The organism is Vibrio sp. CDRSL-10 TSBA (assembly GCA_039696685.1).
Classification (GTDB): domain Bacteria; phylum Pseudomonadota; class Gammaproteobacteria; order Enterobacterales; family Vibrionaceae; genus Vibrio.
This window is the reverse complement of sequence record CP155566.1, coordinates 2,793,550-2,808,085: the sequence shown is the minus strand read 5'-3', so window position 1 is coordinate 2,808,085 and position 14,536 is coordinate 2,793,550. Positions and strand designations below refer to the sequence as shown.

At 51.4% G+C, this 14,536-nt stretch carries 6 protein-coding genes and 6 pseudogenes; 7 read left to right on the top strand and 5 right to left on the bottom strand.

All coding sequences use genetic code 11. From position 1 onward, the window contains the following. Nucleotides 1-14 precede the first annotated feature (14 nt). On the bottom strand, nt 15-1,028 hold the full coding sequence (locus ABDK09_20720; protein ID XAW89216.1) for a peptidase U32 family protein: 1,014 nt from the start codon (nt 1,026-1,028) through the stop codon (nt 15-17). Nucleotides 1,029-1,256: 228 nt separating this feature from the next. Next, nucleotides 1,257-3,306 (bottom strand): annotated as a pseudogene (locus tag ABDK09_20715) (EAL domain-containing protein). A gap of 208 nt (nt 3,307-3,514) precedes the next feature. Here ABDK09_20715 and ABDK09_20710 point away from each other — a divergent pair. The 4 genes and pseudogenes from ABDK09_20710 (at nt 3,515) to rimI (ending at nt 5,520) form a co-directional block, all read left to right on the top strand. Continuing rightward, nucleotides 3,515-4,042 (top strand): SCP2 domain-containing protein, encoded by a 528-nt coding sequence (locus ABDK09_20710; GenBank protein XAW89215.1) that lies wholly within the window; start codon nt 3,515-3,517, stop codon nt 4,040-4,042. Next, nucleotides 4,026-4,532, top strand: a complete 507-nt coding sequence (locus ABDK09_20705; protein XAW89214.1) for an N-acetyltransferase — start codon at nt 4,026-4,028, stop codon at nt 4,530-4,532. Before ABDK09_20710 ends, ABDK09_20705 begins: the two co-directional genes overlap by 17 nt. Nucleotides 4,533-4,668: 136 nt before the next feature. Continuing rightward, nucleotides 4,669-5,077, top strand: a pseudogene (locus ABDK09_20700) (DNA polymerase III subunit psi). Beyond that, nucleotides 5,074-5,520, top strand: coding sequence for a ribosomal protein S18-alanine N-acetyltransferase (gene rimI, locus ABDK09_20695; protein XAW89213.1), 447 nt, complete (start codon nt 5,074-5,076; stop codon nt 5,518-5,520). Before ABDK09_20700 ends, rimI begins: the two are co-directional and overlap by 4 nt. Here rimI and ABDK09_20690 read toward each other — a convergent pair. Continuing rightward, nucleotides 5,498-7,580: pseudogene (locus tag ABDK09_20690) on the bottom strand (EAL domain-containing protein). The gene rimI and the pseudogene ABDK09_20690 overlap by 23 nt on opposite strands. 263 nt (nt 7,581-7,843) lie before the next feature. On the opposite strand from ABDK09_20690, the gene prfC reads away from it, so the two are divergent. Further along, nucleotides 7,844-9,433, top strand: coding sequence for a peptide chain release factor 3 (gene prfC / locus ABDK09_20685; protein ID XAW89212.1), 1,590 nt, complete (start codon nt 7,844-7,846; stop codon nt 9,431-9,433). Nucleotides 9,434-9,571: 138 nt separating this feature from the next. Here prfC and srmB read toward each other — a convergent pair. Together srmB and ABDK09_20675 are read right to left on the bottom strand one after the other, a co-directional pair. Then, nucleotides 9,572-10,820: pseudogene (gene srmB / locus ABDK09_20680) on the bottom strand (ATP-dependent RNA helicase SrmB). 90 nt (nt 10,821-10,910) lie between these two features. Further along, nucleotides 10,911-11,630 (bottom strand): methyltransferase, encoded by a 720-nt coding sequence (locus ABDK09_20675; GenBank protein ID XAW89211.1) that lies wholly within the window; start codon nt 11,628-11,630, stop codon nt 10,911-10,913. A 306-nt stretch (nt 11,631-11,936) separates the two neighbouring features. On the opposite strand from ABDK09_20675, the pseudogene brnQ reads away from it, so the two are divergent. Further along, nucleotides 11,937-13,251, top strand: a pseudogene (brnQ, locus tag ABDK09_20670) (branched-chain amino acid transport system II carrier protein). A gap of 171 nt (nt 13,252-13,422) precedes the next feature. Further along, nucleotides 13,423-14,522 (top strand): annotated as a pseudogene (prfB, locus tag ABDK09_20665) (peptide chain release factor 2). Nucleotides 14,523-14,536: the final 14 nt, after the last annotated feature.

Here is a 14,536-nt window from a genome sequence, read left to right as displayed (position 1 = left end):
CTTTCTCCTTGTGATTACTGCCATTGACGGTGGTAAGCACCGAGTGTGGTTTGAGAGCCTTCCGAGACATTGGCTAATGTTTTGTCCCACTGGCTGTCGACCTGATAGCGTTCAGGGGCAGCCAGGTAGCGATCAATGGCGGCGCGCCAGGTGCGGGTGACCTGCTCGACATAAGCCGGGCTGCGCTGACGGCCTTCAATTTTGACCGAAGCGACATTAGCGGCAAACAGCTGGGGCAGCATGGCCAGAGTATTGAGGCTGGTGGGCTCTTCCAGAGCGTGATAGCGTTTGGTCTGGCCGTCAATTTCGGCATGAAAACGGCCTTTGCACAAGGTCGGATATCCCGCGTTTTCCCCATCGGCATAACGGTCAATCAGGATCTCGTTGAGGCGCGATTCAAGACCAGCGTCGGTCTGTTGCCAGCGCACATATTTGGCCGGCGAGCAGGCCCCGACCGTATTGGGGGATTCGCCGGTCAGGTAAGACGAAAGATAGCAACGCCCTTCTGACATGATGCACAGACTGCCAAAGGCAAATACTTCCAGTTCGACTCCTTGAGGCACGGTGCGCGACAGCTGCTTCACCTGATGAATCGACAACACCCGTGGCAGCACCACGCGTTTGACGTTGAAATGATGATGATAGTATTCAATCGCTTTGACGTTAGTGGCTGAAGCCTGCACTGACAGGTGCAATTCAATCCCCGGATAGTGCTCTGCGGCGTAATCGAGCAGCGCGACATCAGCGATAATCAGCGCATCGACGCCGAGATCGGCCGCCTGATCCACTGCCCGGGTCCAGCGCTCGAACCCTTGCGGATGGGCAAACGTGTTCAGGGCGATGTGCATTTTTTTACCGTGGTCATGCACATACTGGCTGGCTTTTTCCAGTTTTTTACCATTGAAGTTGAGGCCGGCAAAGTGGCGGGCGTTGGTATCGTCTTTGAAGCCGAGATACACCGCGTCGGCACCGCAGTCAATGGCCGTTTTTAAGGCTGGCAGGTTACCTGCCGGACAGAGAAGTTCCATTGCTCAGGTCTGTTTGAAAAGGAAAAGAACCGGCATTTTAGGCACAAACCGCGCCGACGGATTTGATATAAGGCAGGTTTGCGGCGATTCGGGACAATTATCTGTACAGCGATCAGTGACTTGTCTTCTGCCATATAGCTTCTGTTGCGGTGCGGTCTAGTGTGCGAAGGCAAAAAGTACGCAGGTCTCGTCTGCTGCGGACCTGAACCGCCGGGTAGGGTAGAGGGCTTACTTGGTCAGCGGCCGGTGGCGACGATTTTGCGAGAACAGCTCTTCCACCTCATGACGAGGCTGCGGGCGGTAGAAATGAAAGCCCTGAATGGAGTGACAATTGAGGTTTGACAGCAGAGTGGCCTGTGGTTGGGTTTCCACCCCCTCGGCCACAACGGTCAGGTTGAGTGATTTCCCCAGATTGATGATGTTTTCAATCACTGTGACCTGCTTAGGCAGAGTATCGATATCGGCGATGAAGGCGCGGTCAATTTTGAGCTCATCGATTGGAAAACGAGCCAGGTAGGCTAAGGAAGAATAGCCGGTACCAAAGTCATCAATCGACAGGGCAAAGCCGAGTTTTTTTATCGCATTGAGCATTTGCAGGGTATGTTCGCTGTCACTCATTACCGCACTTTCTGTCAGCTCGAACGTGATACAGCTTGGGTCCAGTTGCGTGGTGCGCAGTAGTTTTTCCAGGTAATCAATCAGCTGCGGGTTACCAAACTGTTCAGGGGAGATATTAATCGCCACCCGGCCAGGAAGGATGCCCTGTTGTTTCCAGCGTTTTACTGTGGCGAATACCTCACGCATTACCACCCGGCCTAAATGCTCAATCAGGCCGGCTTTTTCAGCCACGGGAATAAAGGCGCCCGGACTGATGTAGCCTTCAACCGGGTGTTTCCAGCGTACCAGTGCTTCTGCGCCATTAATGCTGAAATCACGCGCGTTAACCTTAGGTTGATACCACACTTCCAGACCATTTTGCTGCAACGCTTTTTGCAGTTCAATTTCCAGCCATAAGCGCATCCGCGCTTCTTTGTTCATCTGATCGTTGAACTTGATCAAACGATTACGGCCGCGGTCTTTGGCTTCATACATCGCCGTATCGGCGTTTTGCAGCAGGACACGCGCATCGTTACCATCGCCGGGATAGTGCACGCTACCGATAGAGCAGGCCAGGCGCTTACTGAAATGGTGCAGGTCAAACGGCTGGTTGATAAGCGCAATGATGCGTTCTGCCAGCAGGTCGGCGGAGCGATTGTTCTCTGGCTGCGGCAGGATCAGACCGAATTCGTCTCCGCCCAGATGGCCGAGTACCGCATGGGGCGGAACCAGACGTTTCAGGCGGGAGGAGACTTCTTTGATCACCTTGTCACCAATATGGTGGCCGAGCGAATCATTGATGTTTTTAAAGTTATCAATGTCGAGATAGAGCATCACCAGCGGAGTATCATTGTGGATAAGCTGCTCAAGGCGTTTGGTGAAGCCGAGACGATTAGACAGCCCGGTCAGCGTGTCGATATGCAGGTCTGTCTGTGTGGTAGCAGACAACTGTTTACTGGCCTGGTCACCATCCTGAATCAGGATCAGCTGCGAATTGCTGCCCAGTAACCGGGTCGGACTGGCATTGAGCTGCACCTTGCGTTCAAAGCCGCAGCGCGGCCCGGTCAGACAACTGAGCGGCGCTTCTGACAGCAACAGTCCAAGTGGCGTATTGAAGACGGCTTTGGTTTTCTCATCGACAAACAGACGCGACAGCTCTTCGCCGAGTAATTCGGTTGCGGTGTCAAAACCCAGTAAACGAGCTGAAGCCGGATTAGCGGAAATGATGCAGTCCTCTTCCACCAACAGTAAGCCATCCGGCAGCAGGGCGGTGAGGGTAGAGAATTTATTTTCCGATTCTTCCAGAGAAACGGATCAGAATCTGCTTTTCTGAGGTATCGATGGCATGAAAAACAATGTATTCAATCTGATTGTCATTGCTGATCGGCGACAGGGAGAAGTGCAGACTGGTTTCCAGATCCAGCTCATGCAGCGTTACTTCCGCTTCGAGGTTTTCGCCATTAAACGCGCGTTGATAGTAGGGTTTGAGATGCTGATAGAACTGCTCGCCTAATACTTGAACGTCATCCATCCCTACCAGCTCTGCAGACGGTAGTCCGGCGATATCACAATAGCGCTCGTTGACCAACACATACTTATGTTGATGATCGAGCAAAGCAAAAAAGAACGGACTATTCGACGTCATTTTTGCAAACCAGTGCTGTATATTTTGCGAAGGCATGTGCGAAAGCATCAAGATACTACCAACTGTCCATAGCGCGTACTATTCATTGAATTTGTTACTTTGACAAGAAAGGTTAACTATAACTTTGATTCCTGTTACTGAAAAGATACCTGACCGGTGTGTTTTTTGATGCATAACAGGAATTGCTGCAATTATATCCATTATGATTACGCCATTCTTGAATAAAAAGTAACGGATATTTCGCGTGATTAACAAGATTCGCACTCAACTGGTTCAAAATGCTGCTTCAATTTTGCGATCTCCGATCGATTTATTACCTCAGTCAGTACAAAAAAGCGCCTTATTACAGGTATTGCAACGGGTTTTCCATGAAGCGCTGCAGGACGGCGATTTTGAGTTTCTGCAGGGTAAGTGGCTCAAAATTGAGATTCGTGACCTGGATCTACGTTGGTTTATCAGTTTTGAGAATGAACGTCTGATTGTTGCAGATAACGTCAAACATGAAGATGTCAGCTTCAGTGGCGACCTGAATGAGTTGATTTTAATCGCGGGGCGCAAAGAAGATCCGGACACTTTATTCTTTCAGCGTCGCTTGCTGATTGAAGGCGATACTGAACTCGGACTGGAAGTCAAAAATTTGATGGATAGTGTGGATTTGCAACAATTACCTAAAGCGGGACAAATTTTACTTCAACATTTGGCCGATTTTGTGCATAAAGGCATGCAAACGCCCAATACACAAAATGAGGTAGTGAATGCTTATTCGAACTGAGGCTCCAGCAGATATTCTGGCGGTCGACCGCCTGTTAAAGTCTGTGTTTGACACAGATGCTGAAGCCAATTTGGTGATGGCGTTACGGGAAAATGGTCATCGCACACTGTCACTGGTTGCGTGTGATGATGACGGTGAAGTGATTGGCCATGCCATGTTCAGCCCGGTCACGCTCAACGGAGAAGATCTCAATTGGCAGGGGTTGGCGCCTCTTGCCGTCAAAGCGTCCTGGCGCCGTCAGGGGATTGGTGCTGAGATGGTGCGTGAAGGCCTGGCATCCTTGGGGGAGCTTGGCTATCCGGCGTGTGTGGTACTGGGGGATCCGGCTTACTACGGACGATTGGGCTTTGATTTGGCGGCTCAATCGGGTTTTCACTGCCAGTGGCCGGCGCATGAGCAATATTTCCAAATCGTCTCTCTGTGGGAGAATGAACTTCAGGGACGCGAAGGGCTGATTGAGTATTGCGCAGAGTTCGCTGAGTTAGATTAACGTCCGCACTCGCACGACAACAGATAACGGGAGCCGCTGGCTTCCGTTTTTTTAGCTGCATTTACGGCATTCCTGCTTGAGCGGCCTGAGCCAAGTTTGTTAGCATGGCGAGCATTCATTTGACGGGCACACATTCATGTTTGAGCAACAGCATTATCTTCAGGCGATGGGCATTCAGACCTGGGAACTGGTTCATCCCGAGCGACTGGCCGGGTATCAGCCGTCTTTGCAGCCGCTTGACGCCGGTTGCCGCTTATTACTGGTGTGTGAAACCTTTCCGGATGCACAAGACATCGCGCTATTTGCGCGGGTTTCTGAAAAGTTTTCATGTCAGTCTGGAGCAGGCCAGACATGTTTATCCCCATCAACTGGCCCAGCTGGATTTATCCGCATTGGAATGGATCTGGTTTGCCGGTTGTGATGCCACACCTGAGATTGCCGCCAAACGTCTGGTCTCGCCGTTACTGCGTGCTATCGCCGGTAACAACCAGCATCGCCGCGATCTGTGGCAGCAGATTTGTGCTTACGGAGCACCGACATCGTGACTATTGAGTTTGTCCCTTTAACTGCCGAACATGTGCAGGATGTGTATCGTATTGAACAGGCCGCGCATAGCCACCCATGGTCGCAAACCATGATCGGTGATGTGGCAAGCCGTGGCGCTTGTCATCAGGTGATGCTGGTTGAGCAACAAGTGGTGGGTTATTTTTATGCCCAGAATATTGTCGGGGAAGTGACGCTGCTTAATGTTGCGGTTGCCCCTGAGCAGCAAGGCCAAGGTTATGGTCGCCGACTGGTGGAGTATTTTCTCGAGATGTGCGAGCAAGCGGGCGCGGAAAGTGCCTGGCTGGAGGTTCGCGACAGCAACCAGCGCGCCTATCAGCTGTATTGTCAGCTTGGCTTTAATGATATCGATCGCCGGGTCAACTACTATCCGACCGCGAAAGGGCGTGAAGACGCGATCATTATGAGTTACCCGTTTGTTTGAACACTTCGCTCTGAGCGGCCGTCAGAGCATGCTCTAACAATGACTGATAATGGTTGTCGGCAAAACGCTGGGTGATGACACTGGCCGGTAACGGCTGATCGAACAGAAACCCCTGAAACTGCTGGCAACCAAGCTGCTTGAGCGCATTGAGCTCAAACACATCTTCCACCCCTTCCGCGATCACCTCCAGACCGAGACGATGAGCGATCATGATGATGGTATCCACGATCGCCTGATCGTTATCATCCAGATGAAGCTGAGTCACAAATGAGCGGTCAATTTTCAAAACATCGACTGCCAGATGTTTCAGATAACGCAGTGATGAATACCCGGTGCCAAAGTCATCAATCGAGATCTTGATTTGACTCTCTTTGAGACGGTGCATTTTTTCCACAGCGCCCGCAACATTCTCCAGCAGCAGGTTTTCGGTGATTTCCAGCTCAATATGCTCTCCGCTGATCCCGGCTTGCTGCAGTGCCTCATTAATGTGTTCGACAAACGATTCCTGAGCAAACTGCAGCGGGCTGATATTGATCGCCAGACGACGAAATTCGGCGGGCAGAAACGCCGGCTTTTTTCCATTGTGCATACTGGTAAAAAGCCTGCTCGATGATCCAGTTCCCAATCGGCAGGATTTGCCCGGTCTCTTCGGCGACCGGCATAAACAGTCCCGGCGCCTGGAGGCCTTTTTGCGGATGATGCCAGCGTATCAGCGCTTCGACCCCGATGATCTGATGCTGCGTATTGAGCTGTGGCTGGTAGTAGAGCTCGAACTGATGATGATTGAGTGCCTCGTGCAGCCCTTTTTCAGTTTGCAGGAAGGATTCGACCTGAGCCCGCATTTCTGGTTCATAGAAGACGTACTTGCCGCGCCCACTGACTTTAGCCCGATACAGAGCAGTATCGGCCTGGCGCAGTACATCGACATTGTTATGGCCGGAAGAGGGAAAGGTTGCAATCCCGATACTCACCGAGCAATACAGCTGATGATCATCGATATTATAAGGGTTAGATATTAACGCCAGTAATTGGCGCGCAACAGCTTCAACCTGCGGTGATTCCAGCGCTGGTATCAGGATGACAAATTCATCACCGCCGATGCGGGCACAGATGTAATCCTGCTTGGCCCAGGCGCGCAGCCGGGTGGCAATAGCTGTGATCATACGATCGCCGATGGTGTGGCCAAGCGAGTCATTGATGGTTTTGAAGCGATCCAGATCGAGATAAAACAGCACACCACTGTGTTGATGCTGTTCAGCCTGTTCAATCGCTTTCGTCAGCATTTGCAGCAGCAGACTGCGGTTGGCAAGACCCGTCAGACTGTCATAGTAGGCCAACTGATTCAGTTTCGTTTCTGCCTGCTCGCGTTCACGCCATAACGAATGAAACGAAGAGGCCAGTTCGCTGATTTCGTTTTCCTGATCCAGAGCAGGGAGCGGTAAGTGATTATGAGGACGGTTGGGCAAAGTACGAACCCAGCCAATCAAGGTAGTCAGCGGCCTTGACAGTTTGCGGTAGAAAAACACCAGTAGGATGGATGTCAGCAGTATATTGCGCAGCAGATCAAATAGTAGTACACGGCGGATTTTGGCAATAAAGTTGCGCGCGATGGATGTGCCGTCGACCTCAAAGGCCAGTGTGCCGACCAGAACCTCGGTACCCGGTTGGTATAACTGGCTGGTAAACACAGGCGGATCCGGGGTGAAGTAGGGGGCCAGCCATTTCACCAGGGGCTCAGCCATGGCACTGCGTTGTTCCAGACGGGTCAGGTCATCACCAAAGTCATCCACCAGTTGCACCCGGACGATAGCGTCATCAGCCATCAGGCTGGTGGCGACCTGTTCTGCCAACAGATGATTAAGATGATAGGCCGCCTGACTGGCATTATCATAATGTTGTTGCAGCTTAATCTGGTAGTGCTGCTTAATGCGCTGCTGCTCCTGATGAAACTCGATCCCCGCTTGGTAAAGACTGAAACACAAGCCGAGCAAAACCGAAACCATAAATACGGTTTTGGCCTGGCGGAAGGCAAGTGAGTGAATTTGTCTGAATCGGGTCATAGAGTTCGGGTTTTCCTGTTTGTTCTATCAGTTATAGCCCATTCTGGCGCAGATATTAATGTTAAAGTGAAAACTCAGCTTTTATTCTCAACCCGGCGACAAAAATGCCTTGTGTTCATCAGTCCGGATTACTCCGGCATGGTTGTCGGTGTCTTAAAGTTGCTCCGTGCGCTAAGATCAGGGACAATACCGCCAAAATGTTAACCGCAAGGCTAAGGGCCGGCATCGTTTCTGCGCTTTAGCATCAACAGAAGATCCTTTTCATGTCTACATCACCTTTTATGGGCGAAGTATCGAAACGCCGTACTTTCGCTATTATCTCGCACCCGGATGCGGGTAAAACGACCATCACTGAAAAAGTGCTGTTATTCGGACACGCTATTCAAACCGCAGGTTCGGTTAAAGGACGTGGTTCTTCCCAACATGCCAAATCCGACTGGATGGAGATGGAAAAAGAGCGTGGTATCTCAGTTACCACGTCCGTGATGCAGTTCCCGTATCGTGATGCGCTGGTTAACCTGCTCGATACTCCGGGACACGAAGACTTCTCGGAAGATACCTACCGTACTCTGACTGCGGTGGACTCTTGTCTGATGGTGATCGATGCAGCTAAAGGTGTTGAGGATCGGACCCGCAAACTGATGGAAGTGACCCGTCTGCGTGATACGCCGATCGTCACTTTTATGAACAAACTCGACCGTGACATCCGTGATCCGATGGAACTGCTGGATGAAGTGGAAAACGAGCTGAAAATCCTGTGTGCGCCGATTACCTGGCCGATTGGTTGCGGTAAAGAGTTCAAAGGTGTGTACCACATCCACCGCGATGAGACGATCCTTTACTCAACCGGTCAGGGCCATACGATCCAGGAAGAGCGTATTGTTAAAGGCCTGGATAACCCTGAGCTGGATGAGCAGGTGGGTGCTGATCTGGCCGCGCAACTGCGTGACGAGCTGGAACTGGTGATAGGCGCATCGAATGAGTTTGATCAGGAGATGTTCCTCAGCGGCGAGCTGACCCCGGTTTACTTTGGTACTGCTCTGGGTAACTTTGGTGTTGACCACATGCTGGATGGTCTGACTGAGTGGGCACCATCGCCATTACCGCGTCAGGCGAATGAGCGTGAAGTGGAAGCGACAGAAGAGAAGTTCAGCGGCTTTGTGTTTAAGATCCAGGCCAACATGGATCCGAAGCACCGCGACCGTATTGCTTTTATGCGTATTGTATCGGGTACTTACAAGCAGGGCATGAAAATGAACCATGTCCGTATCGGTAAGCAGGTCAGCATTTCGGATGCGGTGACCTTCATGGCCGGTGACCGTGCACGCGCTGAAGAAGCGTTTGCCGGTGATATTATCGGTCTGCACAACCACGGTACTATTCAGATTGGTGATACCTTTACTCAGGGCGAAGCGCTGAAGTTCTCAGGTATTCCAAACTTTGCACCGGAACTGTTCCGTCGTATCCGCCTTAAAGATCCACTTAAGCAGAAGCAACTGCTGAAAGGTCTGGTTCAACTGTCGGAAGAAGGGGCGGTACAGGTATTTCGTCCACTGCAGAACAACGATTTGATCGTGGGTGCGGTCGGTGTGCTGCAGTTTGATGTCGTGGTTGCACGTCTGAAATCTGAGTACAACGTGGAAGCGATTTACGAAGGTGTTAACGTTGCAACAGCGCGCTGGGTAGAGTGCGGTGATGTGAAGAAGTTTGAAGAATTCAAACGTAAAAACCAGAGTAACCTGGCCCTCGATGGCGGTGACAATCTGGCTTACATCGCGCCGACCATGGTTAACCTTAACCTGGCCCATGAACGTTTCCCTGAAGTTACGTTCCGCGCGACACGCGAGCACTAATCGCGTTGAGCCTTGCCCGGGTGATGGCCCGGGCATCTGGCTGATGACAAGCGAGCACTAAAAAAGCCGATGCATGCATCGGCTTTTTTGTTATTTAACAAGACAGTTATCGTTTAACAAGACCGTTTAACGGTGTGGTTATTTTTTCTTCTTCGCTTTAGGGCTTTTCTTTTTATCGCCGCTTTTTTTCACTGCGGTTTTTTTCTTGTCGTCTTTTTTCTTCTTCTTAAACACCGGCTTTTTATGTGTCGGGCGCAGGCCGTCAACATAGCGCTCTTTGATGTCTTCTTTGATGTAGCGAGCGACGCGATCCATCATAGGTTGGTCATGAGCTTCCACCAGCGAGATAGCAATGCCTTTTTTACCGGCACGAGCGGTACGGCCGATACGGTGCAGGTATACGTCAGCACTGCGTGGCAGATCGAAGTTGATCACGTGGCTGACATCCGGCACATCGATACCACGGGCCGCGACATCGGTGGCAAGCAGGATATTTACGCTGCCGTCACGGAAGCGGCTGATGGCATTGTTACGGCGATCCTGCGGCATTTCACCCTGAATCCACGAGCAGTTAATTTGCGCGCTCTCCAGTAGGGCACGAATTTCAGCCAGACGCTCACGTGTTTTGAAGAACACAATCGCACGTTCGGATTGCTCTGTCAGGATCACTTTCAGCATCGCTACTTTATGCGCTATATCGTCAGCGCGGTGATACCACTGTGAGATCTTCTTGCGTTCACGGCGTGGCGGCTCGGCATTCACTTCGGCCGGGTTTCTTGAGCAGATCAGCCGTAAAGCCTTCGACTCCGCGTCCTTCCAGCGTGGCTGAGAACAGCAGGGTCTGTTTACGCCAGCGGCATTCGGCTGACAGACGATCCACAGCCGGGCCAAAGCCCATATCCAGCATCCGGTCTGCTTCATCGAGTACCAGCCATTCAATAGCGCGGCAGTCAAAGCGCTCAGCTTCAATGTATTCCAGCAGACGGCCAGGAGTTGCGACCACGATATCCTGAGTGGTGGCCAGAATGTCGGCGTGCTCCTGATACTGCACCCCACCGGTAATGGTGAAAATATTCAGCTTGGTGTACTTGGCCAGTTCACGCGCCTGATCGGCGACCTGCATGGCCAGTTCACGGGTCGGGGTCAGAATCAGAACCCGGGCCGGGCCGGCTTTCTTACGCGGGAAATCCTGCAGATATTGCAGCGCCGGGATCACGAAAGAGGCAGTTTTACCGGTACCGGTTGGCGCAGAGGCCAGTACGTCTTTGCCGTCCAGGGCCAGTGGAATGGCTTCAGCCTGGACCTGTGTTGGGCGTTCAAAGCCCATTTCTTCAATGGCTTCAAGAAGATTTGGATCCAGTTCTAGGTCAGCAAAGGTTTTAATCACTGTGGTTTCTCCGCAAGCGCTGGGTTGATCAGTCTATTTTAAAGGGCGCACATTATAGATGGATCATCAGTCAGATCACATCTTTAATTTTCACATCTTAAGATAAAACGCCCGGGTAAGGGCAATAAAGTCGGCACTGTAACCATCAGATTCCTGGATGGTTAATGTACTGAACTGGCAGTCACTCTGTGTCTTTTGTAGCTCAAACAGTAAGCGGTGTACAGGTTTGCGTTGTGATGGGCGAACCTCACAGCGCCGGGCCACAAACCAGCCGCGCTGCTGCGCCAGCTGAATAAATTGCTCGCCTTCAACCAGCGGTAGTATTAAAGCCGCGCGGCCATTGGTGCTGAGCAGACGCGACATGGCCTCTATCAGCGCGCTGTGGCTCAGGCTGTCTGTGTGTCGGGCGGTGGCGCGCTGGCTGTGCTGTGAGGTTTCACCACTGTTGAAGTAGGGTGGGTTACAGATGATGCCGTCAAAGGGATCCTTAAGATCCGCCTGCAGGATGTCCTGCTGAACAACACGGATACGTGTTGCCCAGGGGGAATCGGCCACGTTATGACTGGCGGCCGCAAACGCGTGTGTGTCGATATCCACGGCTTTTATCTGTGCTTGCTCAAAGCGTTGCGCGCACATCAGCGCCAGCAGACCGGTACCGGTACCGATATCCAGAATGCGCAGCGGCGTATCGCGGAACGCCCAGGCGCCAAGTAACACGCCATCGGTGCTGACCGGCATGCCACTTTGCCCGCCCTGAATAGCAAATTGCTTAAATCTGAAGCCTTTAGTGTGTAATGTGCTGCTTTTCATTAATGTATCGAATTCGTCATTAGTTGAAGTAATTATAACTAGTGTTGCTTTAATGTTTGGTGTTTTGTTCTGTCTTGTTGGCTGGGTTTTTCATAGATTGTTAAAATATTGTTCTGCTTAGTTTTTGTCTTAAGGTGTGAATGGCTGCTGTTTGGTTATGGGTTTGAATTAATCTATCGTTTTGGTCGTTATACTTGCCAAAAACGACCTGTTTCGTCATTATTCGCCCCCTGCTGGTGGTTAGAATGGCGATATTCTAACCAGTGCATACACAACGTTCATTACATTAATAATTAAGGGTTATCTGTGAAGCAGACGTTAAAACTAACAGATATTGCCGCTTTAGGCTTTATGCTTTTCGCGTTCTTTTTGGGCGCTGGTAACATCATTTTTCCGCCGTTGGCGGGCCAGTTAGCGGGTGAGCATTTGCTGCCTGCCATGGGTGGATTCCTGTTAACTGCCGTGGGCCTGCCACTGCTGGCGATCATTGCTGTCGCAATTGCCGGCGGTAGTTGGCAGCATCTGGCCAAAGATTTGCCGAGCAAGGTTGCTGCTCTGATTGCGGTGCTGATTTTTATCATCATTGGTCCTGCTTTTGCGGCGCCGCGTACCGGTCTGGTGGCTTATGAAATGGCGGTCAGCCCGCTGTTTGCTGAAGCAACCCAACTGCACCTGACCATTTTCTCGGTTGTTTTCTTCCTGATCGCGATGTTCTTCTCCTGGTCCCAGGGGCGCCTGATTGATCTGATTGGTAAGTTGCTGACTCCGGCACTTTTCATTGGTCTGATTGTACTGGCTGTTGCGGTGTTTATTGATCCGCAGGGTGAGTGGATGCCGGCTTCAGGTCCTTATGCGACCCAGCCGTTTACCAAAGGCTTTTTGGAAGGCTACAACACCATGGACACCCTGGCGGCACTGATGTTCGGCATGCTGATTGTCGATGCGCTGCGTAATAAAGGTATTACTGAGGCGCGAGCAACGACCAAGTATCTGATTAGCTCTGCCTTTATTGCCGCGTTTGGCCTGGCCGCTGTTTATACTTCGCTGTTCTACCTTGGATCGACCAGTGCTACCGTGGCAGCTGGTGCCGATAACGGCGGTTATATTCTCAGCCAGTACGTGCAGGCTCTGTTTGGTCCGTATGGCCAGATTGTGTTGTCCGCGATTGTGCTGCTGGCCTGTCTGACGACCGCCATTGGTCTCATCTCGGCCTGTTCGGAATACTTCAGTTCACTGACTTCACTCTCTTACCGTAGCTGGGTGATCATTGTCGGTGTCGCGTGTGCGATTGTGGCCAATGTTGGTCTGTCACAGCTCATTTCGTTGTCGATTCCGGTGCTGGTGGCACTGTATCCGGTCGCGATTGCGCTGGTTTCTGCTGACCTTTGTACGTAATAAACTGGCCAATCCGACGACGGGATTCCGTGTGGTGACTCTGGTTGCTTTCCTGTTCGCGCTGATTGATGCAGCGAAAGTGGTGGGTCTGGATGTGTCTCTGTTTGAACGCTTGCCGCTGTTCGACGTGGGTATGGGCTGGATCCTGCCAACCTTTATCGCGTTAGGCGTGATGTGTTTTGTTGGTGCTTCACCGGCACAAAAGCTGGCGCGTGATAATGCGTAAGCGCAAATAAAAACGAAAGAGCGGATGAGAAATCATCCGCTTTTTTTGTGCCCGGATTTTGCTGCACCCGCCGCGTTCCCGCGCGAGAATGTGACGAATTTTTCCTGTATCTTCGTCACATTTTTAAGTAGAATTCTGCGGTTAAATTCTATTCATAAAGCAAAAGCAATCATGTTTGAAATCAATCCAATTAAAAACCGTATTCAGGATGTGTCACAGCGCACAAATGTCCTGAGGGGGTATCTTTGACTATGACGCCAAGAAAGAGCGTCTAGAAGAAGTCAATGCAGAATTAGAACAACCGGACGTATGGAACGAACCTGAGCGTGCTCAAGCGCTGGGTAAGGAACGTGCGTCTCTGGAAGCTGTGGTCGATACTATCGATCAGCTTGACCAGGGCCTCGAAGATGTCGAAGGTCTGCTGGAACTGGCGATTGAAGCAGAAGATCAGGAAACGTTCGATGAGATCGGCCCTGAACTGGACGAGCTGGAAACCAAGCTGGAACAGCTGGAATTCCGTCGTATGTTTGCCGGCGACCACGACAGCTCCGATTGTTACCTCGATTTGCAGGCGGGCTCCGGTGGTACAGAAGCACAAGACTGGACATCAATGATGCTGCGCATGTATTTGCGCTGGGCAGATGCCAAAGGCTTCAAGACCGAAGTGATCGAAGTGTCAGAAGGTGAAGTTGCGGGCCTGAAATCGGTTACGGTACGGATTTCCGGCGATTACGCTTACGGCTGGCTACGCACCGAAACCGGTGTTCACCGTCTGGTACGTAAGTCTCCGTTTGACTCCGGCGGCCGTCGTCACACCTCGTTTGCCTCTGCATTCATTTACCCAGAGATTGATGACAACATCGCAATTGATATTAACCCTGCTGACCTGCGTATCGACGTATACCGCGCGTCTGGTGCGGGTGGTCAGCACGTTAACACCACGGAATCTGCGGTACGTATTACCCACGTTCCGACCAACACTGTGGTGCAGTGTCAGAATGACCGTTTCTCAGCACAAAAACAAAGATCAGGCAATGAAACAGCTGCGCGCAAAACTGTTTGAGCTTGAACTGCAAAAGCAAAATGCTGAGAAGCAAGCCAATGAAGACGCGAAGTCGGACATTGGCTGGGGCAGCCAGATCCGTTCTTACGTACTGGATGACTCGCGAATCAAAGATTTACGCACCGGCGTTGAAAACCGTAACACGCAAGCGGTTCTTGACGGTGACTTAGACAAATTTATCGAAGCTAGCCTGAAATCAGGTCTCTAAGCTTTTTACCGACA

Excerpts from the sequence above, each read along its gene's own strand:
- ABDK09_20705 (XAW89214.1), top strand. The coding sequence starts at position 4,026 with ATGCTTATTCGAACTGAGGCTCCAGCAGATATTCTGGCGGTCGACCGC.
- ABDK09_20675 (XAW89211.1), bottom strand. The coding sequence starts at position 11,630 with ATGAAAAGCAGCACATTACACACTAAAGGCTTCAGATTTAAGCAATTT.
- prfC (XAW89212.1), top strand. The coding sequence starts at position 7,844 with ATGTCTACATCACCTTTTATGGGCGAAGTATCGAAACGCCGTACTTTC.
- ABDK09_20720 (XAW89216.1), bottom strand. The coding sequence starts at position 1,028 with ATGGAACTTCTCTGTCCGGCAGGTAACCTGCCAGCCTTAAAAACGGCC.